The sequence below is a fragment of the Kitasatospora sp. NPDC098652 genome, assembly GCF_044760155.1.
Taxonomy (GTDB): domain Bacteria; phylum Actinomycetota; class Actinomycetes; order Streptomycetales; family Streptomycetaceae; genus Kitasatospora.
This window is the reverse complement of sequence record NZ_JBIWAQ010000011.1, coordinates 187,452-213,174: the sequence shown is the minus strand read 5'-3', so window position 1 is coordinate 213,174 and position 25,723 is coordinate 187,452. Positions and strand designations below refer to the sequence as shown.

The following is a 25,723-nucleotide window of genomic DNA, read 5'->3' as shown; positions in this document are numbered from 1 at the left end:
CCGCCCGGGACGGTCGGGCGGCGCTGCCCGCCCGGCCGTCCCGGTTCCGGCCCCTCCACGCGTTGGACGGTGATCGTCGGCGGGTAGGGTGCGGGCAATGCGCGCTTCAAGCTACCTGGAAGGAATCGTGTGGAAGCCAACACTCGTGGCACCGGGCGTCTACCGGCTGCCTTCCTGACCCCGGGGTCCTCCTCGTTCCTGGACTTCCTCGCAGAGCACAAGCCGGAGCTGCTGCCCGGCCACCGCGGGCTCCCCGAGGGCTCCGTGGTCGAGGCCCCGCACGGGACCACGATCGTGGCCGCGGTCTTCGACGGCGGCGTGGTGATCGCCGGTGACCGCCGCGCGACCATGGGCAACGTCATCGCCCAGCGTGACATCGAGAAGGTCTTCCCGGCGGACGAGTACAGCGCCGTCGGCATCGCCGGCACCGCCGGCCTCGCGGTCGAGATGGTCCGGCTGTTCCAGCTGGAACTGGAGCACTACGAGAAGATCGAGGGCGCGGTGCTCTCCCTGGAGGGCAAGGCCAACCGGCTCACCACCATGATCCGGGGCAACCTCGGCATGGCGATGCAGGGCCTCGCGGTGGTGCCGGTCTTCGCCGGCTACGACCTCGACCTCGGCCGCGGCCGGATCTTCAACTACGACGTCACCGGCGGGCGCTCCGAGGAGCACGGCTTCACCGCCACCGGCTCGGGCTCGGTCTTCGCCCGCGGCTCGCTCAAGAAGCTCTACCGCGACGGCCTGAACGCCGAGCAGGCCGCCACCCTGGTCGTCCAGGCGCTCTACGACGCGGCCGACGACGACTCCGCCACCGGCGGCCCGGACCTCGCCCGCAAGATCTTCCCGATCGTCTCGCTGATCACCGCGGACGGCTTCCGCCGGCTCGACAACGCGGAGGTCGCGGCGATCGCGGTCGCCATCACCGACGAGCGCCTGAACCGGCCCAACGGCCCGCAGGCCCCGCTGATCTAGCCATCACCTCACAGGAAAGGGACGACCGCCGGTGTCGACACCGTTCTACGTCTCGCCCCAGCAGGCCATGGCGGACCGCGCGGAGTACGCCCGCAAGGGCATCGCTCGCGGCCGCAGCGTGGTCGTGCTCACCTACGCCGACGGCATCGTCTTCGTCGCCGAGAACACCTCCCGGGCGCTCCACAAGGTCTCCGAGATCTACGACAAGATCGCCTTCGCGGCGGTCGGCCGCTACAACGAGTTCGAGAACCTGCGCATCGGCGGCGTCCGCTACGCCGACCTGCGCGGCTACTCCTACGACCGGGCCGACGTCACCGCCCGCGGCCTGGCCAACGTGTACGCCCAGACCCTGGGCACTATCTTCTCCTCGGTCGGCGAGAAGCCGTACGAGGTCGAGCTGATCGTCGCCGAGGTCGGCCGCACCGCCGACAACGACCAGATCTACCGGCTCACGCCGGACGGCTCGGTCGTCGACGAGAAGAACTACGTCGTGGTCGGCGGCAACGCCGACTCGATCGGCAACTACCTGGGCCAGCGCCACCGCGTCGGCATGAGCCTCACCGAGGCGGTGAAGGTCGCGGTCGACTCGCTCGCCCGCGACCCCAACGGGGGCAGCCCGCGCGCCCTGACCCCGGAACAACTGGAGGTCGCGGTCCTCGACCGCCAGCGGTTCCAGCAGCGCAAGTTCAAGCGGATCCTGGGCAACCAGCTGGGCCGGCTGCTCGACGGGGACCAGTCCGCGGAGTCGGACGACGACGAGAACCCGGCGGCGAGCGCGCCGGAGTAGCAGTGCCTGCGGAGTCCCGTACGGCGGCCGGACCGCCGGCGTACGGGACTCCGGTGCCCCTGCGGCGGCCCAGTCGTCGTGGAGGCGGTTTCGGACAGCTCCGACAGAGAATGGAGTGCTCATGGACCGCCGGATTTTCGGGCTGGAGAACGAGTACGGCGTGACCTGTACGTTCCGCGGGCAGCGTCGGCTGTCGCCGGACGAGGTCGCGCGGTACCTGTTCCGCCGGGTCGTCTCCTGGGGCCGCAGCAGCAACGTGTTCCTGCGCAACGGCGCCCGGCTCTACCTCGACGTCGGCTCCCACCCCGAGTACGCCACCCCCGAGTGCGACGACGTGACCGAGCTGGTGACGCACGACAAGGCGGGCGAGCGGATCCTCGAAGGACTCCTGGTGGACGCCGAACGGCGGCTGCACGAGGAGGGCATCGCGGGGGACGTCTACCTCTTCAAGAACAACACCGACTCGGCCGGCAACTCCTACGGCTGCCACGAGAACTACCTGGTGGCCCGGCACGGCGAGTTCTCCCGGCTGGCCGACGTGCTCATCCCCTTCCTGGTCACCCGCCAGCTGATCTGCGGCGCGGGCAAGGTGCTTCAGACCCCGCGCGGCGCGGTCTACTGCGTCAGCCAGCGGGCCGAGCACATCTGGGAGGGCGTCAGCTCCGCCACCACCCGCTCCCGCCCGATCATCAACACCAGGGACGAGCCGCACGCGGACGCCGAGCGCTACCGCCGGCTGCACGTGATCGTCGGCGACTCCAACATGTCGGAGACCACCACCCTGCTCAAGGTGGGCTCCACCGACCTGGTGCTGCGGCTGATCGAGGCCGGCGTGGTGATGCGCGACCTCACCCTGGAGAACCCGATCCGGGCGATCCGCGAGGTCAGCCACGACCTCACCGGCACCCACCAGGTGCGCCTCGCCAACGGCCGGGAGGCCAGCGCGCTGGACATCCAGGAGGAGTACTACACCAAGGCCCTGGAGTTCGCCGACCGCAAGGGCATCAACACCGGCACCATCGCCCAGGTGCTCGACCTGTGGGGCCGCACCCTGGAGGCGGTGCGCACCGAGCGCCTCGACACGGTGGCCACCGAGATCGACTGGATCATGAAGTACAAGCTCATCGAGCGCTACCGCGAGAAGCACGAGATGAGCATGTCCAACCCGCGGGTGGCCCAGATCGACCTCGCGTACCACGACATCCACCGCCGGCGCGGCCTGTTCTACCTGCTCCAGGGCAAGGGCCAGGCGAAGCGGGTGACCACCGACCTCAAGACCTTCGAGGCCAAGTCCGTCCCGCCGCAGACCACCCGGGCCCGGCTGCGCGGGGACTTCATCCGCCGGGCGCAGGAGCAGCGCCGGGACTTCACGGTGGACTGGGTGCACCTCAAGCTGAACGACCAGGCGCAGCGCACCGTGCTGTGCAAGGACCCGTTCCGTTCGGTGGACGAGCGGGTGGAGAAGCTGATCGCCGGCATGTGATCGGGCGCGCCCTGGCGTTGACCGGCCCCGGTGGTGTCTACCGGGGCCGGACGCATGCCGGGCATACGCTGTCCGTCGAGTCAGGAGAGCCGACTTCGACCGACAGTTAGGACCACCGTGCGCCGCACCGCCGGTTTGCTTCTCACCCTGCCGTTGCTGCTCGCGGCCGCCTGCGACAGCTCGCCCAAGGCGGCCGGACCGGCGACGCCGTCCACCGCGAGCGCGGCCCCGACGGTGCCGGCGCCGGTGAGCGAGGCCTCCCCGATGCCCACTCTTTCGGGTGGTGGTTTCGGCAGCAAGGCGACCATCACCATCCCCGAGGGGCAGCAGCCCAGCGGCCAGTTCGTGGTGAACACGGTGACGGACGGTGAGCGGTCGACGGTCGGCAAGGGCGACTGGGTGACCGTCAACTACACGGCGAAGGACTGGACCACCGGCAAGGACCTGCCCAGCTCGTACGACGACAACGGCAAGCCCCAGCTCTACCAGGCCGGCAGCGGGCAGCTGGTGCCGGCGCTGGACCAGACCGTGATCGACAAGAAGGTGGGCACCCGGCTGCTGGTGGTGGCCCCGCCGGCGGCCGCCTTCGGCGAGCAGGGCTCCACCCAGCTGGGCGTCAACAAGGGCGACACCGTGGTCTTCGTGCTGGACATCGTGGAGGACCTGCCGCAGGACTCCACGCTGACCGGGAACATGACCCAGCCCGCCGCGACGCTGCCGCAGGTCAAGGACAACGGGAAGGCGCCGGTGGGGATCACCGTCCCGGCCGGGCAGGCCGCGCCCGCCGACCTCCAGCAGGCCGTGCTGATCAAGGGCGAGGGCAAGCAGGTCAAGACCGGGCAGACCCTGATCGTGCAGTACACCGGGGTGCTGTGGAGCAACGGGCAGCAGTTCGACGCCTCCTGGACCCACGGCGGGGCCCAGGCCGTGCAGATCGGCACCGGCAGCGTGATCGAGGGCTGGGACAAGGGGCTGGTGGGGCAGACCGTGGGCAGCCGGGTGCTGCTGGTGGTGCCGCCGGCGCTGGGGTACAAGGACCAGGCCCAGGGCTCGGTGCCGCCGAACTCCACGCTGGTCTTCGTGATCGACATTCTGGAAGCGGTCTAGCGGGCGCTCTAGGAAGTCGCTGGGAGGATTCCGTACGCTTGGGCGGACGCTCGTACAACGAAGCGTCCGTCCTCATCCTGAGCTGTCATACTGCCCTCGCACTGTGGCAGGCGCCGCCCGGCGCCGGGGTCCGGGGGCGGACGGGTACGGCGGCAGGCCGGCGCTCACCACGCCGGGCGCAGACCTGGAAGACCTCGTGGCGAGATGGATGGGGAGTCATGACTGAGAAGACGCCGAGCCCGGGCGGGGCCGGCACCGCGGCGAACGACGGCTCTGCTGGTGACCCGGCCGCCTCCCGCCCGGGAGGGCAGGTCGCGGCGGACCGCGAGTCGATCGTCGTGCCCCCGGCGATCCTCGCGCAGCAGGCGGGCTGGGCGCAGCCCGGCGAGAAGCCGCGCGTGACCGGGCCCAAGTCGAACGACGACGACGCCCCGCAGATCTTCGCCAGCAGCGTGCGCAAGGCGGACGACACCTCGGAGGCGGGGTACGACGAGAACCCGCCCGGCGTCGGCAAGCTGGGCGTGATCCTCGGCACGGTGCTCGCCGTGCTGCTGGTCGGCAGCGGCATCACGCTGTACATGGTGAACAAGGACTCGTCGAAGGACACCGCCTCGGTCGCCCAGCCGGACGCGACGAAGTCCGCGCCGCCCACGCCGACCGCCGAGCCGGTGCCGCCGATCAAGGACAGCGCCAAGGTGCTGCCGACCGTCACCGGTGACTTCGGCAAGAAGGCCGAGATCCAGGTGCCGGGCGAGGCCTCCGACGGCTCCTTCGTGGTGAAGGTGCTGTCCGAGGGCAACGGCCCCAAGGTGGACAAGAACTCCTGGACCTCGGTGGACTACACCGCCAAGGACTGGAACACCGGCAAGGACATCCCGAGCTCGTACGACGACAAGGGCAAGCCGCAGATCTTCCAGGCCGGCACCGACGCGCTGATCCCCGCGCTGGACCAGGCCGTGATGGGGAAGAAGGCCGGCAGCCGACTGCTGGTGGTGGCCCCGCCGGCGGCCGGCTTCGGTTCGCAGGGCAAGCCGGACATGTCGATCGGCCCGAAGGACAACCTGATCTTCGTGATCGACATCCGCAACGCCAACGCGCCCGACGCGGTGGTCAGCGGCACCGTCACCCCGCCGCCCGCGGACTTCCCGCAGGTCAAGGACAACGGCAAGAAGCCGGCCGACATCACCCCGGTGGCCGGGGCCAAGGACCCGACCGAGCTCAAGACCCACGTCCTGATCAAGGGCACCGGGCCGGTGGTGGAGAAGGGCGAGAAGGTCGTCGTCCAGTACACCGGCGCGCTGGCCAAGGACGGCAAGGTCTTCGACTCCTCGCTCAGCAAGGGCCAGGCGTTCTCCTTCGCGGTCGGCGGCGGCCAGGTCATTCAGGGCTGGGACCAGGGGCTGACGGGCCAGACCGTCGGCAGCCGGGTCGAGCTGGTGATCCCGGCCTCGCTGGGCTACGGCGACAAGGGGCAGGGCGACATCCCGCCCGGCGCGACCCTGGTCTTCGTGGTGGACATCCTGGATGCCGGTCAGGGCTGATCGACTTTTCGGGGACAATGGTGCGCGTGTGACCTTCGGGTCCGGCCGCGTGGCCGTGTCCCGGCGGGCGGCGGGCGCCCGTAGCGTGGTCCGGACGGGCCGCGGTACGGGTGTCCGCCGCTTGGTCGTGCAGGGAATCTGGGAACGTGAGAAGAGGGACCATGGCTGTGAACCTGAACGAGAAGCCCGAGATCGACTTCCCGATCGGCGACGCGCCGACCGAGCTGCAGATCCGCGACATCGTCGTCGGTGACGGCGAGGAGGCCAAGTCGGGCCAGAACGTCACCGTCCGCTACGTCGGCGTGACCTTCGAGACCGGCGAGGAGTTCGACGCGAGCTGGAACCGGAGCCCCAACGAGTTCCGCTTCCCGCTGGGCGGCGGCCGGGTCATCAAGGGCTGGGACCAGGGTGTCAAGGGCATGAAGGTCGGCGGCCGTCGCGAGCTGACCATTCCGTCGCACCTGGCGTACGGCGCCCAGTCGCCGTCGCCGCTCATCCCGCCGCACTCGACCCTGATCTTCGTGGTCGACCTGCTGGCCGTCTGAGCCTGCCGTCACCTCGGGCCGGACCCCTTCGGGGGCCCGGCCCGAGGCCGTTCCCGGGCCCGGACGGCGACTCCCGGGGACCGGCCGCGGGACGCGGCTTTTGCAGTGCGTACCGCTACCGGTACGGTCGGTCCCGCCGGGTGGGGATCGCCCGGTTGGCGCACCCCGCGCGCGGCGCGGCACACCGGAAGGGTCAGCGATGGCGATCGCCAAGGCAGAGCGGCTGATGAATCTCGCCCTGTGCCTGATGAACACCAGACGTCCGCTCTCCAAGAAGGAGCTGCGGGAATCCATCGAGGCCTACCGCGAAGCCTGGCAGAACAGCAGCGAGGACGCCTTCAACCGGATGTTCGAGCGGGACAAGGACGACCTGCGCGAGCTCGGCCTGGTGATCGACGTCGACGAGAGCGCGCTGGACGGCGAGCTGGGCTACCTCGCCCGCGCCGACCGCAACCGGCTGCCGGAGATCGCGCTGGACGCCGAGGAGGCCGCCGCGCTGACCCTGGCCGCCCGGGTCTGGCAGCAGGCCAAGATGTCCGGCGCGGCCAGCGGCGCGCTGCAGAAGCTGCGCGCGGCCGGGGTGCCGTTCACCGAGGCCGAGGGCCGGACCGCCCTGGAGCCGCGCATCCCCGCCCGGGAGGCCGCGTTCGAGCCGCTGCTCACCGCCGCCCGGGACCGCCGTCCGGTCACCTTCGAGTACCGCAAGGCCGGTGCCGCGGCCGTCGAGCAGCGCAGCGTCGAGCCGTGGGCGCTGGAGTGCTGGCGCGGGCACTGGTACCTGGCCGGGTACGACCGGGACCGCGGCGACGCCCGGGTGTTCCGGCTCAGCCGGATCACGGGCAGGGTGAAGGCGAAGAGCGGGGCCTTCCTGGGCACCGTGCCCGAGCACGTGGACGTCCGGGCCACCGTGGCCAAGTTCGCCGGCGAGGGGGCCACCGCCACCGCGACCGTCCGGGTCCGCCGGGGCGCGGGCTTCCCGCTGCGCACCAAGGCGCTCGGCAGCGCCCGGGTCGACGAGGTCTGGGACGAGCTGGAGATCCCGTACGGCAACGGGCTGGGCGCCGACCTCGCGGAGTTCGGGCCCGACGTGCTGGTGCTCGGCCCGGAGGAGCTGCGGGCGGATGTCATCGACCGGCTGCGGGCGGTCGCGGGGCTGGACACGGAGGACGTTCGGGCATGAGCAATGCGATCGACCAGACGCGACGGATGCTGTCGCTGGTCACCTATCTGCGCGAGCGCCCCGGGGCCGAGGTCGCCGAGGTGGCGCGCGCGTTCGGGATCAGCGAGCGCGAGCTGATCGCGGACCTCAACGTGCTGCCGATGTGCGGCACCAGCTTCCGCGGCGGCGACCTGCTCGACATCGACACCGACGGTGAGCGGATCTGGTGGCACAACGTCGACGACGTGGCCCAGCCGCTGCGGCTGGCCGCCGACGAGGCGACCGCGCTGCTGGTGGCCGCCCGGGCGGTGGCCGGGCTGCCCGGTCTGCGGGCCGGGGACCGGGAGGCCCTCACCCGGGCCGTCGCCAAGATCGAGAACGCCGCGGGGGAGAGCGCCGAGGGCAGTGCCCGGGTCGGCGTGACCTTCGAGGCCGAGAGCCACGTCTTCGCCGACATCGACCGCGCGCTCAGCGAGGGCCGCCGGCTCTGGCTGCGCTACTACTCGCACGGGCGCGGCGGGATGACCGAGCGCGAGGTCGACCCGATCCGGCTGCTCACCGAGGGCCACACCTATCTGGAAGCCTGGTGCCGCACCTCGGAGGACCACCGGATGTTCCGGCTGGACCGGGTCGCCGAGATCCGCGTCCTGGACGTCCCGGCCGACCCGCCCCGGCGCGAGCCGCGCGACCTCAGCGGCGGGCTGGTCAACCCGGCCGCCGACGACCCGGAGGTGGTGGTCGAGGTCTCCTCCGGCGGCCGCTGGGTCGCCGAGTACTACACCCACGACCGGGCCGAGGAACTGCCCGACGGCGGGCTGCGGATCACCCTGCGCAGCGCCGACCCCTCCCAGCTGCGCCCGCTGGCGCTGCGGCTGGGCCGGGACGGCCGGATCGTCTCGCCGCCCGAACTGGCCGAGCAGGCGCGCTCGGCCGCGCGGGAGGCGCTGGCCGCCTACGGGGAGGGGCGGAACTGAGCGGTGGAGCCCGGGACGAGATTCAAGGTGTACTGCTCGCAGTGCCGGGAGAAGGTCGAGCTCCCGGCCGAGGAGTTCCGGCTGACCCTCGGCCGGACTCCCGCGCAGGCGCACTACAGTTTCGGCTGCCCGCTCTGCGGGGCGGCGGTGCGCAAGCCGGCCGGGGAGAAGATCGTCGAGGCGCTCACCGCGGCGGGGGTGCGCACCATGCGGCTCGTCCCGGTGGAGGGGTGACCCCCGTATAGGGTGGGGCGCATGTCCTGGATGCTCGTCGCCGCCGTCCTGCTCGCCACCGCGGGCCTGCTGGTCCTCGGGGTCCTCGCGATCCGGCTCTGGCTGGACGTGCGGGCGCTGGCCAAGGGTGTGGACGCGGCGTCCCGGGCGCTGGCCGAGGCGGCGGGGGAGCTGGCCGAGGCCGTTCCCGCCCGCTAGCGCGGTCGGGGGCATCGGCGGTACGGGGGCTGCTGTCCGGAGGTGAGGGCGGGTTACGCTCTCCAGTGGCTCCAGTCCTGCCGGTCGGGGCCGCTGTCCTGTTCGGGCGGCCGTCGTCGGGGCGTCATCCGCAGCGGTTACCATCCGCGGCGGGCGGTCTGTCGGGCCGCGGATGCTGAAGGTGGTCGGCGCATGCGCTTCTCGATGACCGCGATCGTGCTGGTCGTGGTGGTTGCCGTCGTGCTGTTCGGGGCCAAGCGGCTGCCCGACCTGGCGCGCTCGCTGGGGCAGTCGCTGCGGATCCTCAAGAGCGAGGCCAGGGCGATGCGCTCGGAGGACGAGCCGGCGGGGAGCGCACCGGCCGTCCGGCCGTCCGCCCCGCCACAGGTCTCGGCGCGGCCGGAGGCCCGGAGCGTCGAGCCGGCGCCCGGCGACGGGCCGGGTGCGCCCGGCGGCGAGCGCCCGCACTGAGCGCGGCGCGCGTGACGTACGCGAGGGACGCGGCACGGGTGCCGCGAGCGACCACGGAGGCCCGTCGACCGGCGGGCCTCGACGCACGAGTTGAGGACCGGGGTTGAGCAAGCTCTCCAAGGCGCCGCAGAAGGCGCCCAAGGATCCTGAGGGGCGGATGGCCCTCGCCGATCACCTGCGGGAACTGCGCAACCGCGTGGTCAAGTCGGTCCTGGCGATCGTGCTGATCACGATCGTCGCCCTGATCTACCACAAGCAGATCGAGACGTTCCTGCTCAAGCCGCTGCCGCAGTGCAACACGCCCGAGGAGCAACTGCACTACCACGGCAAGTGCGCGCAGGTCTCGAACATCGGTCTGACCTCCGGTTTCACCTGGATGCTCCAGGTGGCGCTGACGGCCGGCGTGGTGGGTGCGGTGCCGGTGTGGCTGTGGCAGGTGTGGGCGTTCGTGGCGCCCGGTCTGCACAAGCACGAGAAGAAGTACACCGTCATCTTCATGGCCTTCGGGGCGCCGCTGTTCCTGGCGGGTGTGGCCGTGGCCTTCCTGGTGCTGCCGACGACCATCGAGGTCCTGGTCAGCTTCACCCCGGACAAGACCACACCGATCCTGCCGCCGAACGACTACTTCGACATCGCGACGCGGATGGTGCTGGTCTTCGGCCTGGCCTTCGAGTTCCCGCTGCTGCTCGTGATGATGAACATGATCGGCATGGTCACCGGCAAGCGGTTGCTGGGCTGGTGGCGCGGGATGATCATGGCGATCACCGTGTTCGCGGCCTTCGCGACGCCGAGTGCCGACCCGCTGAGCATGCTGGCGCTGGCCGCGCCGATCTGGGCGCTGTACTTCTTCGCGGTGGGCATCGCGCTGATGAACGACCGGCGCAGGCGCCGGAACAACCCGGACGCCGAGCTGGACGACGAGGAGGCCTCGCAGGTGGACCTCTCGGTGCAGCCGGTGGCGGGCGCGGAGACCGTCGAGGCCTCGGCGACGCCGGCGGCGGGTGTCGCTCCGGTGCCGAGTGCGCGGCGGGAGCAGATGGACGACATCACCTGAGCCGGTGAGTGACCGGGCCGGTGGCCCCGGTTCCCGCTTCGTGCGGGGCCGGGGCCGTCTGCTGTTCCGGGGGACTCCCTCGGGAAGGTAGCTGTTCCGGGGCACTCCCTCGGGAAGGTAAAGGGACTCTTGGCAGAGCAGATGGCATGTGACATATTACTGGCGTGTTGAAGACCTGGACACCTCCACTGGACGTCGTCGTGGTCGGCGCCGGAGTCGTCGGCGCCGCCTGTGCCTACTACGCCGCCCGGGTCGGGCTCGCCGTCGCCGTCGTCGACCGCGGGCCGGTCGCCGGCGGCACCACCGGGGCGGGTGAGGGCAACCTGCTGGTCTCCGACAAGGAACCCGGGCCCGAACTCGACCTCGCCCTGCTCAGCACCCGGCTCTGGCGCGAACTCGCCGAACAGCTCGGCCCGGCCGTGGAGTACGAGCCCAAGGGTGGCGTCGTGGTCGCCTCGACCGAGGCCGGACAGCAGGCGCTGCGGGCCTTCGCCGCCGGGCAGGCCGCGGCCGGGGTGATCGCCGAGGAGGTCCCGGCCGAGCGGCTGCACGAGCTGGAGCCGCACCTCGCCCCCGGGCTCGCGGGCGGCTACCACTATCCCCAGGACGCCCAGGTCCAGCCCGCGCTCGCCGCCGCCCACCTGCTGCGCGAGGCCCGCCGGGCGGGCGCCGAACTGATCACCGGAGAGGACGTGACGGCCGTGGAGCGCGGCCCGGACGGCGCGGTGCGCGGCGTACGGACCGCCCGGCGCCGACTGGCCGCCCCCGCGGTGGTCAACGCGGCCGGCACCTGGGGCGGCGAACTGGCCGCGCTGGCGGGGGTGCACCTGCCGGTACTGCCCCGGCGCGGGTTCGTCCTGGTCACCGAGCCGCTGCCGAGGATCGTCCGGCACAAGGTCTACGCCGCCGACTACGTCGCGGACGTGGCCAGCGGCTCGGCCGGGCTGCAGACCTCCGCCGTGGTCGAGGGGACCCCGGGCGGACCGGTGCTGATCGGCGCCAGCCGGGAGCGGGTCGGCTTCGACCGGACCCTCTCCCAGGAGGTGCTGCGCCGGCTCGCCGTCCAGGCCGCGGAGCTGTTCCCGGTGCTCGCGGACGTCAGCGTGATGCGCACCTACCGGGGCTTCCGCCCGTACCTGCCGGACCACCTGCCCGCGATCGGCGAGGACCCCCGGGTGCCGGGGCTCTACCACGCCTGCGGGCACGAGGGGGCCGGGATCGGGCTGGCGCCCGCCACCGGGCTGCTGATCGCCGAGCAGCTGACCGGCAAGCGGCCGGAACTGGACCTCGCGCCGTTCCGGGCCGACCGGTTCCCGGCGGGGTGACGGGCGTGGGTGCGGGCGGCGCGGTGCCGGGCGTGGGTGCGGGCGGGGCGGTGGCGGTGGCGGGCGTGGGTGCGGGCGGGGCGGTGGCGGGAACGGATCGGATGAGCTGGACGACGGAATGGAGAAGCCGGTGACGCGTCGCCGAACCCCTGCCGGGCTGGTCGGGGCCGACCCCGGGCCCGGGTACCAGATCGAGTTCGACGGGCGGGCCGTCCGCGCCCTGCCCGGGCAGTCGATCGCCGCCGCGCTCTGGGCCGACGGCGTGCTCGCCTGGCGCACCACCCGGAACGGTGGGCGTCCGCGCGGGGCGTTCTGCGGGATCGGCGCCTGCTTCGACTGCCTGGCCACCGTGGACGGCCGGGCCAACCAGCGGCTCTGCCTGCTGCCCGCCGAGCCCGGCACCGTCGTCACCAGCCAGGAGGGCCACGGCCGTGCCGATCTCGCCGTCTGAGTCGACCCGGCCCCCGGAGGCCGTCGGATCCTTCGACCTCGCCGTGGTGGGGGCCGGGCCGGCCGGGCTGGCCGCCGCCGTCACCGCCGCCGACCTCGGGCTGCGCTGCGTCCTGCTGGACGGCGCGGACCGGCCCGGCGGGCAGTACTACCGGCACCCGGCGCCCGGGCTGGGCGCGCGCCGCCCGGACCGCCTGCACCACCACTGGCCGGTGTACGCCGGGCTGGCCGCGCGGCTCGAAGCCCACCCGCGGGCCGAGTTCCGCGGCGGGCACCAGGTGTGGGCGCCGGAGCGGACCGCCGACGGCTTCGCCCTGCACATCACCCGCGGCCCGCAGGCCGCCGACCGGGCCACCCTCCGGGCCGGGGCGGTGCTGCTCGCCACCGGCGCGTACGAGCGCCAACTGCCCTTCCCCGGCTGGACGCTGCCCGGGGTGGTCACCGCGGGCGGCGCCCAGGCCATGCTCAAGGCCGGGCTGGTGCTGCCCGGCCGGCGGATCGTGGTGGCCGGCAGCGGACCGCTGCTGCTCGCCGCGGCGTCCTCGCTGGTCGCCGCCGGGGCGGAGGTCCCGGCGGTGGTCGAGGCGAGCGACTACCTCGGGTACGCCCGGCGCCCCGGCGTGCTGGCGGCCGTCCCCGCCAAGCTCGTCGAGGGCGCCGGGCACGGCGGCGCGCTGCTGCGGCACCGGGTACGGCTGCGGCCGCGCAGTGCGGTGGTGGAGGCGCACGGGACGGACCGGGTCACCGCCGTCACCGTGGCCCGGCTGGACGCCGACTGGCGGCCGCTGCCCGGCACCGAGCGGCGGATCGCCTGCGACGCGCTCGCCGTCGGCCACGGGCTGCTGCCGCAGATCGACCTGGCCACCGAACTCGGCGCGGACACCGCCACCGGGCCGGACGGCGCGGTCGCGCTGCGGGTCGACGCCCGGCTGCGCACCTCCGTCCCGGGACTCTGGTCCGCGGGGGAGACCAACGGCGTCGGCGGCGCGGACCTCGCGCTCGCCGAGGGGGAGCTGGCCGCGCACGCGGTCGCCGGGGTGCGGCCCGGGCGGGCGCTGCTCGGCCGCCGGGCCCGGTTGCGCGAGTTCGCCGCGCTGATGGCGGCGGCCCACCGGCCCGGGCCCGGCTGGACCGGATGGCTGCGGCCGGACACCGACGTGTGCCGGTGCGAGGAGGTGCCGGTCGCGCGGATCGAGGAAGCGGTGGAGGAGCTGGGCGCGGGCGATCCCCGGACCGTCAAGCTGCTCACCCGGGCGGGGATGGGCTGGTGCCAGGGGCGGATGTGCGGTCCGGCCGTGGCCTGCCTGTCCGGTGCGGCGGAGCCGGGGGCGGACCGGCGGCCGATGGCCTGCCCGGTGCCGCTCTCGCAGCTGGCGGCCGGCCCGGGGGATCAGGGCGCCTCCTAACCGGCCCGGTCCGTCGGAACGTCTCGGGCGGGGACCCTTGTCTCCGGCCTGTCGCTGTTTATAAAATGTCACACCTCACCAAGGAGCCCAACGTGTCCATCGCCCCGCACGACACCACCCGCCCCTGGCGCGGCATCATGGTCGCCACCACGATCCCGCTGCGCCCGGACCTCTCCGTCGACTACGACGCCTACGCCGAGCACGTCCGCTGGCTGATCGAATCCGGCTGCGACGGCGTCGTCCCCAACGGCTCGCTGGGCGAGTACCAGACGCTCACCGCCGAGGAGCGCACCCGGATCGTCGAGGTCGCGGTCGAGGCGGCCGGCGACGGCGCCCGGGTCATGCCCGGGGTCGCCGCCTACGGCAGTGCCGAGTCCCGCCGCTGGGCCGAGCAGGCCGCCGAGGCCGGCGCCGGGTCCGTACTGCTGCTGCCGCCCAACGCCTACCGGGCCGACCACGCCTCGGTGCGGGCGCACTACGCGGAGGTCGCCCGGGCCGGGCTGCCCGTCGTCGCGTACAACAACCCGATCGACACCAAGGTCGACCTGGTGCCCGCGCTGCTCGCCCAACTGCACGGCGAGGGCTCGATCGTGGCGGTCAAGGAGTTCAGCGGGGACGTCCGCCGGGCCTACGAGATCGCCGAGCTGGCGCCCGGGCTGGACCTGCTGATCGGTGCCGACGACGTGCTGCTGGAACTGGCGCTGGCCGGGGCCGTCGGCTGGATCGCCGGCTACCCGAACGCGCTGCCCGAGGCGTCCGTGGCGCTGTACCGCGCGGCCGTCGGGCACGACCTGGAGACCGCGCTGCCGCTCTACAAGTCGCTGCACTCGCTGCTGCGTTGGGACTCCAAGACCGAGTTCGTCCAGGCCATCAAGCTGTCCATGGACATCGCCGGACGCCCCGGCGGGCCGGTCCGGGCGCCGCGCCGGCCGCTGGAGCCGGAGATCGAGACGGCCGTGCGCGCGGCCACCGAGAAGGCCCTCGCGGAGGGCCTCGGGTAGGGCCCGTCCTCAAACCCCCGGCAGCACCCGTCGTTCGGCCGGCTGCGCGGGCAGCCGGCCTCAACCAACCGCTTCGTCAGAGGAGTTGTGCGGAATGCGCAGCCGTCACGTGTTCCACGCCGTCGACTCGCACACCGAGGGCATGCCGACCCGGGTGATCACCGGGGGCTTCGGCATCATCCCCGGCGCCACCATGGCCGAACGCCGGGTGCACTTCCAGCAGCACCTGGACCACTTCCGCACCCTGCTGATGTACGAGCCGCGCGGGCACGCCGCGATGAGCGGCGCGATCCTCCAGCCGCCGACCCGGCCGGACGCCGACTTCGGGGTGCTCTACATCGAGGTCTCCGGGCTGCTGCCGATGTGCGGGCACGGCACCATCGGGGTCGCCACCGTGCTGGTCGAGACCGGGATGGTGCCGGTGGTCGAGCCGGTCACCACGGTACGGCTGGACACCCCCGCCGGACTGGTGGTCGCCGAGGTGCGGGTGGAGGGCGGCGCCGCCAAGGCCGTCACCATCCGCAACGTCGCCTCGTACTCCGTCGCGCTGGACCGCAAGATCGAGGTGCCCGGCCACGGCACCATCGGCTACGACCTCGCCTACGGGGGCAACTTCTACGCCATCCTGCCGCTCGCCGAGTTCGGGCTGCCGTTCGAGCGCGAGCGCAAGCAGGACATCCTGGACGCCGGCCTGGCCCTGATGGCCGCGATCAACGCGAGCCCCGACCGGCCGGTGCACCCGGAGGACCCCTCCATCCACAGCTGCCACCACGTCCAGCTGCTCGCCCCCGGCTCCACCGCCGAGCACTCCCGGCACGCGATGGCCATCCACCCCGGCTGGTTCGACCGTTCGCCCTGCGGCACCGGCACCTCGGCCCGGATGGCGCAGCTGCACGCGCGCGGCGAACTCCCGCTGGGGCGGGACTTCCGCAACGACTCCTTCATCGGGACCACCTTCACCGGGCGGCTGGTCGAGGAGACCGAGGTGGCCGGGCGGCCGGCCGTGGTGCCCACCGTGACCGGGCGGGCCTGGATCACCGGCACCGCCCAGTACTTCCTCGACCCGGACGACCCGTTCCCGGCGGGCTTCCTGCTCTGACGCTCTCTCCCGAACGCGCTCCGAAGGGCTGCTAGTTGTGACCATCACCTCGTACAACCCCGCCGACCCGACCGACCTGGTGGTCGCCGTCGAGGCACCCGGCGCCGAGGCCGTACGGGCCGCCGTGGGGCGGGCCCGGGCCGCACAGGCCGGCTGGCTGGCGGCCGGCGCCGGCGCCCGTTCGGCCGCGCTGGGCCGGATCGCCGAGGCGGTCGAGGCGCACGCCGAGGAGCTCGCCGCGCTGATCGTGCGCGAGGTCGGCAAGCCGCTCGCCGAGGCGCGGGGGGAGGTCGCCCGGACGGCGGCGATCTGGCGCTACTACGCCCAGGCGCCGTACGAGCCGTCCGGTGCGGTGCACGAGACCGCCGCCGGGCCGGGGCTGCTGCTCACCCGGCGCCGGCCGCACGGGGTGGCCGGGCTGATCACGCCGTGGAACTTCCCGCTGGCGATCCCGAGTTGGAAGGCCGCACCGGCGCTGGCGGTGGGCAACACCGCGGTGCTCAAGCCCGCGCCGGAGGCGACGGCGTGCGCGCTGCGGCTGGCCGAGCTGGCCGCGGCCGTGCTGCCCCCGGACGTGCTCGCGGTGCTGCCCGGCGGCGCGGAGGAGGGGGCGGCGCTGGTCGGGGCGGCGGACGTGGTCTCCTTCACCGGCTCCACCGGGGTCGGCCGGGCCGTGGTCCAGGCCGCCACCGGGCGCGGGGTGCCGGTGCAGGCCGAACTCGGCGGCCTGAACGCGGCGTTGGTGCTGCCGGACGCGGACGTGGAGCTGGCCGCCGGGCACATCGCGGCCGCGATCGCCGGGTACGCCGGGCAGAAGTGCACGGCCACCAGCCGGGTGATCGCGGTCGGGGCGGCGTACGAGCCGCTGCGCGAGGCCCTGGTCAAGGCGCTGGCGGCGGTGGACGACGCGGTCTGCGGGCCGGTGATCGGCGCCGACGCGCGGGAGCGGCTGGTGGCGGCGGTCGAGTCGGCCGTGGCGGCCGGGGCGAGCGTGCTGGTCGGCGGGCGTGCGTCCGACCGGGCGGGCTGGTACGTCGAGCCGACCCTGCTCGCCGACGTCCCCCCGCAACACCCGCTGGCGCGTGAGGAGTTCTTCGGACCGGTCGCGGTGCTGCACGCGGCCGCCGACCTGGACGCGGCCGTCGCGCTCGCCAACGACACCCCGCACAGCCTGGCCACCTCGGTGCACACTCGGGGCCTGGACGCGGCGCTGGCCGTGGCCGACCGGCTGGACGCGGGCATGATCCGGGTCAACGCCCCGTCCAGCGGTGTCGACTTCCACCTGCCGTTCGGGGGGACCAAGGGCGCGGCCCACGGGGAGCGCGAACAGGGCCGGGCGGCGCTGGAGTTCTACACCGTCGGCCGGACGATCAGTGTGCTGCCGGGCGGGGGGCTGTGATGCCGGGGGTGGCGCGGGGCTCGGGGCCGGGCTCGGGGCCGGGCTCGGGGGCTGCTGCGGGGCCGGGCGCTGGGTCCGGGGCGGGGCCGGTGCAGTGCGTCCGTACGGTCGACTACCACACGGCCGGTGAGCCGTTCCGGATCGTGTTGGACGGGGTGCCCCCGATCCCCGGCGACAGCGTCGCCGAGCGGCGGGCCATCGCGATCGGCGCGGGCGGCAGTGCGACCGCGCCCCGGCCGAGCGCCCTGGAGGAGGTCCGGCAGCTGCTGGTCCGCGAGCCGCGCGGGCACGCCGGGATGTACGGCGGGTTCCTGGTGCCGCCGGACGACGACGAGGCCCACCTGGGCGTGCTGTTCTGGCACAAGGACGGCTACTCGACCGCCTGCGGGCACGGCACCATCGCGCTCGGCGCCTGGGCCGTGGACTCCGGGCTGGTCCCGGCCCCCGCGGACGGCGTGGCCCAGGTGCGGATCGACGTCCCCTCCGGGCGGGTCACCGCCCTGGTGCGGCGCAGCGGCGGGCACACCACCGGGGTCACCTTCCGCAACGTGCCGAGCCGGGTCAGCGCCCTGAAACTGCCGGTCGAGACCTCGTGGGGGACGGTCGAGGTCGCGGTGGCGCACTCCGGGGCGTGCTACGCCTCGGTGCCGGCGGCCGCGCTCGGGCTCGCCGTCGAGCCCGGGCTGCTGCCCGAACTCGTCGCCGTGGGGCGGGAGATCAGGGCACTGCTGGCCGGTTCGGAAGCGGTCGCGCACCCGAGTGACCCGCGGCTGTCCGGGGTGTACGGGGTCGTGCTGTACGACGAACTTCCCTCGGACGACGGGGTGTTGAGCCAGCGGAACGTGGTGGTGTTCGCGGACGGGCAGATCGACCGCTCGCCCTGCGGCTCCGGCACCTCCGCGCGCCTCGCGGTGCTCGCCGCCGAAGGGCGGATCGCGCCGGGCGAGGAGCTGCGGCACGAGTCCGTCATCGGCACGGTGTTCACCGGGCGGGTGCTGGACGGCGGGGACCCGTTGGGGGCGGGCGTGGTCACCGAGGTCGGCGGCACGGCGTACCGCACCGGGGAGCACCTGTTCGTGCTGGAGCCCGGGGACACGCTCGGAACGGGGTTCACGCTGTGACCCCAGAGGTACTGCCCGGCGCGGGGGCTGAGCCGCTCCAGTACGCCGTGCCGGGCACCGGCGGAGTCGGGCCCGCCGGGGCGGTGCGGGCGATCGAGCGGGCGCTGCTGGACGGGGTGGACCCGGAGGCGGCGCCCGCCCGGTCGGCCGTACCGGTGCCCGCCGGCGAGCTGCTGCTGATGCCCGCCGCCGCCGGGCCGTACGCCGGGGTGAAGATCGCCGGGGTGGCGCCGGCCAACCCCGCGCGCGGACTGCCCCGGATCACCGGCAGCTACCTGCTGCTGGACGGGCCGACGCTCCAGCCGCTGGCGCTGCTGGACGGCGCGGCCCTCACCGCCCTGCGCACGCCCGCCGTGACGGCGGCGGCGCTGGCGCGGCTCGCGGTCCCGGAGGCCGAACACGTGGTGGTGTTCGGCTCCGGGCCGCAGGCCTACGGGCACCTGGACGCGCTGCTGACCGTGCGGCCGTTGCGGCGGCTCACCGTGGTGGCGCGGCACGCCGGGCGGGCGGCCGCGCTGGCCGAGTACGGGCGGGCGCTCGGCCTGACCGCCGCGGTGGGCGGGCCGGAGGCGGTCGGGCGGGCGGACGTGGTGGTCTGCTGCACGACCGCGCGCACACCGCTGTTCGACGGTGCGCTGGTGCCCGCCCACGCGGCCGTCGCGGCGGTCGGCTCGCACGAGCCGGACGCCCGGGAGGTGGACGAGGTGCTGGTCGGGCGGGCCGAACTGTACGTGGAGGCGCGGGCCGTCGCGGCCCGGGAGGCCGGGGACCTGCTGCTGGCGGGCGCGCTCGGGCGGCGGCAGGTGTGGAACCTGGCCGAGCTGGTGCGCGGCGACGCGCTGCTGCCGGAGGGGCGGCCGCGGTTCTTCAAGAGCGTCGGGATGGCCTGGGAGGACCTGGCGGTGGCGGCGGAGGTGTACCGGGCCGGGGCGTCGTCGCCTCAGTCCCCGTAGCGGCTGCGGCCTCCTTGCCGGTGTGTCGTCGACCGTTGTGCCGACCGGTGGTCGCTGCCACCATGAACATCGGCGGCGGCGACCGTGACAGGCTGTTCGGATTCCCGGTTTGTTGCACGCTCAACGTAACGTGACATTGTACGCTGGTGTTCTGCACCCACCGGAGGAACACCATGGCCGAGCTCAAGTCCCGCACCCTGATCTCCGTGCAGGAGCGGCTCCGCGACCAGGTCGCCCACGCGCTCCGGGCGGCCCTGATCTCCGGTGAACTGCGCCCCGGCGTCGTCTACTCCGCCCCCGCCCTCGCCGCCGACTTCGGCGTCTCCGCGACCCCCGTCCGCGAGGCCATGCTCGACCTCGCCCGGGAGGGCCTGGTCGAGGCCGTCCGCAACAAGGGCTTCCGGGTCACCGAACTCACCGAGCGCGACCTCGACGACTACACCGGCATCCGCGCCCTGATCGAGGTCCCCACCGTCGGCCTGGTCACCCGCACCGCCACCAAGGAGCAGCTGGAGCGGCTGCGCCCCGAGGCCGAGGCGATCGTCGCGGCGGCGCGCAAGCACGACCTGATCGGCTACCTGGAGGCGGACCGGCAGTTCCACCTCGACCTGCTCGGACTGGCCGGCAACGCCCGGCTGGTCGAGGTGGTCGGCGACCTGCGCAAGCGCTCCCGGCTGTACGGGCTGACGCGGCTGGACGAGCAGGGGCAGCTGGTCTCCTCGGCGGAGGAGCACGTCGAGCTGCTGGACCTGATGCTGAGCGGCGACGCCGAGGCGGCCGAGGCCTGCATGACGCGCCACCTCAGCCACGTCCGCTCGCTCTGGGCGGGCCAGGGCGAGGAGGCCGAGACGGAGCGCCCGGGCCTGCGACTCCGGGCTCGGTAGGGGTCAAACCACCCGTTCGGGTGAAAGATGGGAAGCGGGTGCCGGGAGGCGCTCGCGTCCTACGATGATGCTCTCGACATCGGCAGTCAGGAGGAACTCCATGTCCGCCGCAGCAGTGGAAGAGCCCTTCGAGCAGATGACGCTGCTCGAAGCCGCCGAGCTGATCTCTGATCGACTCGTGGGGCATCGGGTCGAGATTCTTGGAGGTCAGATCACGGTGACGCCGCCTCCGGATGGGCCACATGGAGAGACGCTCACGGACCTGATGATCCCGTTGTGGGCGGCGGGGCTCCATGGTGATACATCCCGAGTCGTTCAAGGGATGGGCCTGTGGTTGCCGGGCGGACCGTCCGACTACGCGATTCCGGATCTGTGCGTCGTTGATGCCGACTACCAAGAACACCTGATCGAACGCAATTGCTATGACCCAGCAGTCTTCCGTCTCGTCCTGGAAGTGACGTCGTCGAACTTCACGACTGATCTGAAGGTCAAGCCGCCGCTGTACGCCGAGGCCGGGGTGCCGGTCTACGTCATCGTGGACCGGACGAACCAGCGGGTGATGGTGCTGACCGACCCCAAGGACGGCGAGTACCGGGTGCACGCCGTCCACCACCCCGGGCAGTCGTTCACCCTGCCGGAGTCGATCGGGGCGTCGGTGACGCTCTCGGTGGACGACGTACTCGGCGCCAAGAAGTAACTCAGCCGACGACCGGGACGGTCAGGCGGCCGTCGTGGACCTCGGCGATCTGGTCGACGGCGGTCAGGTGGGTGCGGTCGTGGGTGACCAGGACGGTGGCGGTCGCCCGGCGGTGGGTGAGTTCGGTGATCAACTCCAGGACGGCGGCGCCGCGTTCGTGGTCGAGGGCGCTGGTGGGCTCGTCGACCAGCAGCACGGTGGGGTCGTTCATCAGGGCGCGGGCGATGTTGACCCGCTGGCGCTGGCCGCCGGAGAGCTGGTGCGGGCGGCGGGCGGCCTGGTCGCGCAGGCCGACGGCGTCCAGGAGTTCCAGCGCGCGGGGGAGGGCGCTGCGCGGGGAGCGGCCGTCCAGGTGCGCCATCACCTGGAGCTGTTCGGCGGCCGTCAACGAGGGCAGCAGGTTGGCCTGTTGGAAGACGATGCCGATCCGGGTGCGGCGCAGGGCGGTGAGTTCGGCCCGGCCGAGGCCCGCCGTGTCCGTGCCGTCCACCACGACCCGGCCGGAGTCCGGGGCGATCAGGGTGGCGGCCACGGCCAGCAGGCTGGACTTGCCGGAGCCGGAGGGGCCGACGACGGCCGTGAGGGTGCCCTTGGGGACGGTCAGCGAGACGTCGTCCAGGGCGGTGAGCCGGCCGTCGCCGTCCGGGTAGGTCAAGGTGATGCGGTCGAGGTCCAGACTCATCGGGCGCTCCCCAGGGCGGTCAGCGGGTCGACGGAGGTGATCCGCCGGATGGACAGGGCCGCGCCGACCGCACCGAGGGCGATCATGACGGCGGCGGGCAGCAGCAGGGTCGGGGCGTCCAGGACGAAGGGCACGGCGGAGCCGATCAGCGAGCCGGCGCCGAGGGCGATCGCGGTGCCGACGGCCGTACCGAGCACCAGCAGCAGCACCGCCTGGCCGAGGGCGTCGCGCAGCAGGTAGCGGGTGGAGGCGCCGAGGGCCTTGAGCACGGCGATGTCGCCGCTGCGCTGGATCGTCCAGACGGTGAAGAAGGCGCCGATGACCAGCGCGGAGATGGCGAACAGGAAGCCGCGCATCAGCTGGAGGGAGCCGTTCTCGGAGGTGTACGAGCCGATCGCGGCGAGGGCGTCGTCCCGGGTGCGGGTCACGGTGTCGTGGCGGGCGTCGGCGGCGGCCGGGTCGGCGCCCGCGGCGGTGTGGAGGGCGATGACGGTGGCGTGGCCGGCGCCGCCGGGGGCGAACTGCTGCCAGTCGGTGAGGCTGGTCCAGATCACCGGGGTGTGGCTGTAGGCGGCGTCGCCGTCGACGGCGGCCACCTGGAGGGGGTGCCCGGCGAGGGTGAAGCCGGCGCCGGGGGTGAGGTCGCCCAACTTCTCGGCGGCCGTCCGGGAGAGCACCGCCCTGCCCGGGGCGATCAGGCCGCCCTGCGGGGCCAGGTCGGAGCCGTCGGGGACACCGAAGGCGGAGAGCGCGGCGGTGCGCTGCCCGGCGGCGGCCTTGGTGGTGGTGATGCCGAGCGGCTGGGCGGAGGTCACGCCGGGCTCGCGCGCCCAGGCCTGCCACTGGTCGGGGGTGACCTGGGAGTCGGTGAAGTTGAGCTCCTGCCCGTCGGCGGGCTTGCCGAAGGCCAGGTGGTCGGCGGGCAGGCCGCTGATCGCGGAGATGTTCTGCCGGCCGAGTCCGGCGGTCAGCCCGGACAGCATGCCGACCAGTACGGTGATCAGCACGATGACGGTTCCCATCAGGGCGAAGCGCCCCTTGGCGAACCCCAGATCCCTCCAGGCGACGAACACGGTGGGCCTTTCTGCGGACGGAACGAGCGATGCCCCCACGGTCGCCGAGCAGGGGGCCCGCGGGCATCGCGCCGGGGATTGCATCCTGGGCATCGAAGGGCAGAAGCGGAGTTCAACCTTTTGATTGATGCCGGGCGCCGGGCCGGAACCTAGGCTGGAGGGATGGCGACCGAACGATCCAGAACCACTCCCGTCGCCCTGGTCCTCCGGCTCTGCCTGCACCTGCTCGTGGCGGGCCTGCTGGCGCTCGCCGTCGCCCGGGCCGCCTTCGCCGACCGCGGCGGGGACCCGGCCGCCGTCGGCGCCGCGGCCTCCGCGATGGCCGCCGTGTACGCGGTCGGGCCGAGGCTGGCCGCCGTGCACCGCTCCCGCCGGGGCGCGGCGCTCTGGCTGGCCCTGCTCGGCGTCACCTGGGCGGGCGTGCTGGTCGCCACCCAGGACGGGGTGTGGCTGGCGTTCCCGCTGTACTTCCTGGAACTGCACCTGCTCGGCCGGCGCAGCGGGCCGGCCGCGGTCGGGCTGACGGCCGCGGCGGCGATCGCCGGCTGGTCCTTCCACCAGCACGGCTTCAACCCGGCCGCCGCCATCGGGCCGCTGCTCGGCGCGGCCGTCGCCACCGCCACCGTGCTCGGCTACCAGGCGCTGTACCGGGAGAGCGAGGAACGGCGCCGGCTGATCGACGAACTGACCGCCGCCCGCGCCGACCTCGCCGCCGCCCACCACGCGGCCGGCGTGCTCGCCGAGCGCGAGCGGCTCGCCCGGGAGATCCACGACACCCTCGCGCAGAGCCTCAGCTCCATCCAACTGCTGCTGCGCGCGGCCCAGCGGGCGCTGCCCGAGCGCACCGAGGCCGCCGCCGGGTACGTCGAGCAGGCGCGGCAGGCCGCCCAGGACAACCTGGACGAGGCCCGGCGCTTCGTCCGCGCGCTCACCCCGCCCGCGCTGGACGGCGACCCACTGTCCGTCGCGCTGGAGCGGCTGTGCGCGACCACCACGGCGCACAGCGGTCTGCCCGTCCACCTGCACGTCTCCGGGGAGCAGGTGCGGCTGCCCGCCGCGCAGGAGGTGGCGCTGCTGCGGATCGCGCAGTCGGCGCTCGGCAACACCGTGCGGCACGCGAAGGCCTCGCGGGCCGAGGTGACACTCAGCTACATGGAGGGCGAGGTGGCGTTGGACGTGTTCGACGACGGGGCCGGGTTCGACCCGGCGGCGGTGGCCGGCCGCACCGGCGGGGACGGCGGCTTCGGCCTGCCCTCCATGCGGGCCCGGGCCCGGGCGCTCGGCGGCAGCTTCACCGTGGAGTCGGCGCCCGGGGAGGGGACGGCGCTGGCCGTGCAACTGCCCGTCGCCCCGGCGCCGGAGGCCGGCCCGTGATCCGGCTGCTGATCGCCGACGACCACCCGGTGGTGCGGGCCGGGCTGCGGGCGGTGCTGGAGAGCGAACCGGACTTCGCCATCGTCGCCGAGGCCGCCACCGCCGAGCGGGCCGTCGAGCTGGCGGCCGGACCGGGCGTGGACGTGGTGCTGATGGACCTCCAGTTCGGGCCCGGCTCGGCGATGAACGGGGCCCAGGCCACCGCCGCGATCACCGCCCGGGCGGGCGCGCCGAAGGTCCTGGTGGTCACCACCTACGACAGCGACGCCGACACCCTGCCGGCCCTGGAGGCCGGCGCCACCGGCTACCTGTTGAAGGACGCGCCGCCGGAGGAACTCGCCCAGGCGGTCCGGGCCGCGGCGGCGGGCCGCAGCGCGCTGGCGCCCAGCGTGGCGGACCGGCTGCTGGAACGGATGCGCACGCCCGCGGCGGCGCTCAGCGCGCGGGAGACCGAGGTGCTCGGGCTGGTCGCGGACGGGCTGACGAACCAGCAGGTCAGCCAGCGGCTGCACCTGAGCCAGGCCACCGTGAAGTCCCATCTGGTGCACATCTACACGAAGTTGGGCGTGGACTCGCGCACCGCGGCGGTGCGGGAGGCGCGCGGGCGGGGGCTGATCCGCTGAGCCGGCCGGGCGTAGGGTGGGGGCGATCCGTGCCCGCAGCCGCGTGAGGAGCCGCCCCGATGACCGTCCGCCTCGATGACCTCGCCGTGCCGGTGATCGGCGCCCCGATGGCGGGCGGGGCCTCCACCCCCGAGCTGGTGGCCGCGGTGAACCGGGCCGGCGGGCTGGGGTTCCTCGCGGCGGGGTACAAGTCGGCCGCCGCGATGGTCGAGCAGATCGCCGAGGTGCGGAAGGCGAGCGACCGGCCGTACGGGGTGAACCTGTTCGTGCCGGCCCCGCCCGGGGATCCGGCGGCCGTCGCCGCCTACCGGGAGCGGCTGCGGCCCGAGGCCGAGCGCTGGGGGGTCGCGCTGCCGGAGGAGATCGGGCCGGACCGGGACGACTGGGAGGCCAAGCTGGCCGCGCTGGTGGCCGACCCGGTGCCGGTCGTCTCGTACACCTTCGGGCTGCCCACGGCCGAGGAGGCGGCGGCGCTGCGCGCGGCGGAGACGCTGCAGGTCGGCACCGTCACCACCCCGGAGGAGGCGCGGGCGGCGCAGGCGGTCGGCATGGACGTCCTGTGCGTGCAGGGCCCGGAGGCCGGCGGACACCGCGCCACCCACCGGGTGACGGACCGGCCCGGGGAGCTGCCGCTGCTGGAACTGCTGCCCGCCGTACGGGCGGTGACGCCGCTGCCGCTGATCGCCGCGGGCGGGCTGGGCGACGGCCCGGCGGTCGCGGCGGCGCTGCGGGCGGGGGCGGCGGCGGTGCAGCTGGGGACGGCGCTGCTGCGCTCCGACGAGTCCGGCGCCTCGGCGGCCCACCGGGCCGCGCTCACCGAACTGCCGGAGACCGTGGTCACCCGGGCCTTCACCGGGCGCCCCGCCCGCGGCCTGCGCAACGCCTTCATCGACCGCCACGGCCTGTACGCCCCGCCCGCCTACCCCGAGGTGCACCACCTCACCGCCCCGCTGCGCGCCGCCGCCACCCGCCGCGCCGACACCGCCGCCATGCACCTCTGGGCCGGCACCGCCCACCACCTGGCCGCCACCGGCCCGGCGGACCAGCTCGTGGCGCGGTTGTGGCGGAGCGCGCGGGGGTAGTGCGCCGGGCACGCGCCGGGCACGGCGTG

27 protein-coding genes are annotated in these 25,723 nt (G+C 73.9%); 25 read left to right on the top strand and 2 right to left on the bottom strand.

The genetic code is table 11. The features are described from left to right. Nucleotides 1-129 precede the first annotated feature (129 nt). The 22 genes from prcB to ACIQWA_RS24110 all read left to right on the top strand — a co-directional run bounded on the left by prcB (nucleotide 130) and on the right by ACIQWA_RS24110 (nucleotide 20,860). A complete protein-coding gene (gene prcB / locus ACIQWA_RS24215) occupies nucleotides 130-972 on the top strand; it encodes a proteasome subunit beta (protein WP_360230316.1) in 843 nt (280 codons plus the stop codon). Between the two features lie 31 nt (nucleotides 973-1,003). Further along, nucleotides 1,004-1,759, top strand: coding sequence for a proteasome subunit alpha (gene prcA, locus ACIQWA_RS24210; RefSeq protein WP_360230314.1), 756 nt, complete (start codon nucleotides 1,004-1,006; stop codon nucleotides 1,757-1,759). A gap of 121 nt (nucleotides 1,760-1,880) precedes the next feature. Further along, a complete protein-coding gene (gene pafA / locus ACIQWA_RS24205; protein WP_360230312.1) occupies nucleotides 1,881-3,242 on the top strand; it encodes a Pup--protein ligase in 1,362 nt (453 codons plus the stop codon). Between the two features lie 117 nt (nucleotides 3,243-3,359). Continuing rightward, nucleotides 3,360-4,349 (top strand): FKBP-type peptidyl-prolyl cis-trans isomerase, encoded by a 990-nt coding sequence (locus tag ACIQWA_RS24200; protein WP_360230310.1) that lies wholly within the window; start codon nucleotides 3,360-3,362, stop codon nucleotides 4,347-4,349. A 218-nt stretch (nucleotides 4,350-4,567) separates the two neighbouring features. Next, complete coding sequence (locus ACIQWA_RS24195) at nucleotides 4,568-5,890, top strand: FKBP-type peptidyl-prolyl cis-trans isomerase (protein WP_402485616.1); 1,323 nt, start codon at nucleotides 4,568-4,570, stop codon at nucleotides 5,888-5,890. A 161-nt stretch (nucleotides 5,891-6,051) separates the two neighbouring features. Then, the gene (locus tag ACIQWA_RS24190) at nucleotides 6,052-6,435 is read left to right on the top strand and encodes an FKBP-type peptidyl-prolyl cis-trans isomerase (RefSeq protein ID WP_360230306.1); all 384 of its coding nucleotides are present in this window, start codon (nucleotides 6,052-6,054) and stop codon (nucleotides 6,433-6,435) included. Nucleotides 6,436-6,634: 199 nt separating this feature from the next. Further along, on the top strand, nucleotides 6,635-7,615 hold the full coding sequence (locus tag ACIQWA_RS24185; protein ID WP_402485613.1) for a helix-turn-helix transcriptional regulator: 981 nt from the start codon (nucleotides 6,635-6,637) through the stop codon (nucleotides 7,613-7,615). Next, nucleotides 7,612-8,568 (top strand): WYL domain-containing protein, encoded by a 957-nt coding sequence (locus ACIQWA_RS24180; protein WP_360230302.1) that lies wholly within the window; start codon nucleotides 7,612-7,614, stop codon nucleotides 8,566-8,568. Before ACIQWA_RS24185 ends, ACIQWA_RS24180 begins: the two co-directional genes overlap by 4 nt. A 3-nt stretch (nucleotides 8,569-8,571) precedes the next feature. Beyond that, entirely contained in the window at nucleotides 8,572-8,802 is a 231-nt protein-coding gene (locus ACIQWA_RS24175; protein ID WP_360230300.1) for a hypothetical protein, read from the top strand. 21 nt (nucleotides 8,803-8,823) lie between these two features. Continuing rightward, nucleotides 8,824-9,000, top strand: coding sequence for a hypothetical protein (locus ACIQWA_RS24170; protein WP_360230298.1), 177 nt, complete (start codon nucleotides 8,824-8,826; stop codon nucleotides 8,998-9,000). 192 nt (nucleotides 9,001-9,192) lie between these two features. Next, entirely contained in the window at nucleotides 9,193-9,471 is a 279-nt protein-coding gene (gene tatA, locus ACIQWA_RS24165) for a Sec-independent protein translocase subunit TatA (protein ID WP_402485608.1), read from the top strand. Nucleotides 9,472-9,628: 157 nt separating this feature from the next. Continuing rightward, on the top strand, nucleotides 9,629-10,525 hold the full coding sequence (tatC, locus tag ACIQWA_RS24160) for a twin-arginine translocase subunit TatC (protein ID WP_402485709.1): 897 nt from the start codon (nucleotides 9,629-9,631) through the stop codon (nucleotides 10,523-10,525). Nucleotides 10,526-10,689: 164 nt separating this feature from the next. Continuing rightward, nucleotides 10,690-11,850 carry an NAD(P)/FAD-dependent oxidoreductase gene (locus tag ACIQWA_RS24155; protein WP_402485605.1) on the top strand — a complete coding sequence of 387 codons (1,161 nt, stop codon included), beginning with the start codon at nucleotides 10,690-10,692 and terminating at the stop codon, nucleotides 11,848-11,850. 130 nt (nucleotides 11,851-11,980) lie between these two features. Beyond that, nucleotides 11,981-12,301, top strand: a complete 321-nt coding sequence (locus tag ACIQWA_RS24150; RefSeq protein WP_360230290.1) for a (2Fe-2S)-binding protein — start codon at nucleotides 11,981-11,983, stop codon at nucleotides 12,299-12,301. After that, nucleotides 12,282-13,706: an FAD-dependent oxidoreductase gene (locus tag ACIQWA_RS24145; protein ID WP_402485602.1), complete on the top strand. Its 1,425-nt coding sequence runs from the start codon at nucleotides 12,282-12,284 to the stop codon at nucleotides 13,704-13,706. Before ACIQWA_RS24150 ends, ACIQWA_RS24145 begins: the two co-directional genes overlap by 20 nt. A gap of 137 nt (nucleotides 13,707-13,843) precedes the next feature. Further along, nucleotides 13,844-14,707, top strand: coding sequence for a dihydrodipicolinate synthase family protein (locus ACIQWA_RS24140; RefSeq protein WP_402485706.1), 864 nt, complete (start codon nucleotides 13,844-13,846; stop codon nucleotides 14,705-14,707). A 94-nt stretch (nucleotides 14,708-14,801) separates the two neighbouring features. Beyond that, nucleotides 14,802-15,806: a proline racemase family protein gene (locus tag ACIQWA_RS24135; RefSeq protein WP_402485599.1), complete on the top strand. Its 1,005-nt coding sequence runs from the start codon at nucleotides 14,802-14,804 to the stop codon at nucleotides 15,804-15,806. 37 nt (nucleotides 15,807-15,843) lie between these two features. Further along, a complete protein-coding gene (locus ACIQWA_RS24130) occupies nucleotides 15,844-17,205 on the top strand; it encodes an aldehyde dehydrogenase family protein (RefSeq protein ID WP_360230283.1) in 1,362 nt (453 codons plus the stop codon). Nucleotides 17,206-17,294: 89 nt separating this feature from the next. Continuing rightward, nucleotides 17,295-18,326: a proline racemase family protein gene (locus ACIQWA_RS24125; RefSeq protein WP_402485596.1), complete on the top strand. Its 1,032-nt coding sequence runs from the start codon at nucleotides 17,295-17,297 to the stop codon at nucleotides 18,324-18,326. Then, nucleotides 18,323-19,279, top strand: a complete 957-nt coding sequence (locus tag ACIQWA_RS24120) for an ornithine cyclodeaminase family protein (RefSeq protein WP_402485593.1) — start codon at nucleotides 18,323-18,325, stop codon at nucleotides 19,277-19,279. Before ACIQWA_RS24125 ends, ACIQWA_RS24120 begins: the two co-directional genes overlap by 4 nt. A gap of 173 nt (nucleotides 19,280-19,452) precedes the next feature. Then, nucleotides 19,453-20,163 (top strand): GntR family transcriptional regulator, encoded by a 711-nt coding sequence (locus ACIQWA_RS24115; RefSeq protein ID WP_402485590.1) that lies wholly within the window; start codon nucleotides 19,453-19,455, stop codon nucleotides 20,161-20,163. Nucleotides 20,164-20,263: 100 nt separating this feature from the next. Further along, the gene (locus ACIQWA_RS24110; RefSeq protein ID WP_402485587.1) at nucleotides 20,264-20,860 is read left to right on the top strand and encodes a Uma2 family endonuclease; all 597 of its coding nucleotides are present in this window, start codon (nucleotides 20,264-20,266) and stop codon (nucleotides 20,858-20,860) included. A 1-nt stretch (nucleotide 20,861) separates the two neighbouring features. Here ACIQWA_RS24110 and ACIQWA_RS24105 read toward each other — a convergent pair whose 3' ends face one another. Together ACIQWA_RS24105 and ACIQWA_RS24100 are read right to left on the bottom strand one after the other, a co-directional pair. Beyond that, nucleotides 20,862-21,542, bottom strand: coding sequence for an ABC transporter ATP-binding protein (locus ACIQWA_RS24105; RefSeq protein WP_402485584.1), 681 nt, complete (start codon nucleotides 21,540-21,542; stop codon nucleotides 20,862-20,864). Then, nucleotides 21,539-22,615 (bottom strand): ABC transporter permease, encoded by a 1,077-nt coding sequence (locus ACIQWA_RS24100; RefSeq protein ID WP_402485581.1) that lies wholly within the window; start codon nucleotides 22,613-22,615, stop codon nucleotides 21,539-21,541. Before ACIQWA_RS24100 ends, ACIQWA_RS24105 begins: the two co-directional genes overlap by 4 nt. Before the next feature lie 162 nt (nucleotides 22,616-22,777). Here ACIQWA_RS24100 and ACIQWA_RS24095 point away from each other — a divergent pair, with 162 nt between their 5' ends. From ACIQWA_RS24095 to ACIQWA_RS24085, 3 genes are read left to right on the top strand one after another with little or no spacing between them, the layout of a single operon-like run. After that, nucleotides 22,778-23,989, top strand: a complete 1,212-nt coding sequence (locus ACIQWA_RS24095; RefSeq protein ID WP_360230273.1) for a sensor histidine kinase — start codon at nucleotides 22,778-22,780, stop codon at nucleotides 23,987-23,989. Continuing rightward, nucleotides 23,986-24,612 (top strand): response regulator, encoded by a 627-nt coding sequence (locus ACIQWA_RS24090; protein WP_375890835.1) that lies wholly within the window; start codon nucleotides 23,986-23,988, stop codon nucleotides 24,610-24,612. The genes ACIQWA_RS24095 and ACIQWA_RS24090 overlap by 4 nt, the downstream gene beginning before the upstream one ends. Before the next feature lie 59 nt (nucleotides 24,613-24,671). Further along, nucleotides 24,672-25,694 (top strand): nitronate monooxygenase, encoded by a 1,023-nt coding sequence (locus ACIQWA_RS24085; RefSeq protein ID WP_402485576.1) that lies wholly within the window; start codon nucleotides 24,672-24,674, stop codon nucleotides 25,692-25,694. Nucleotides 25,695-25,723 lie beyond the last annotated feature (29 nt).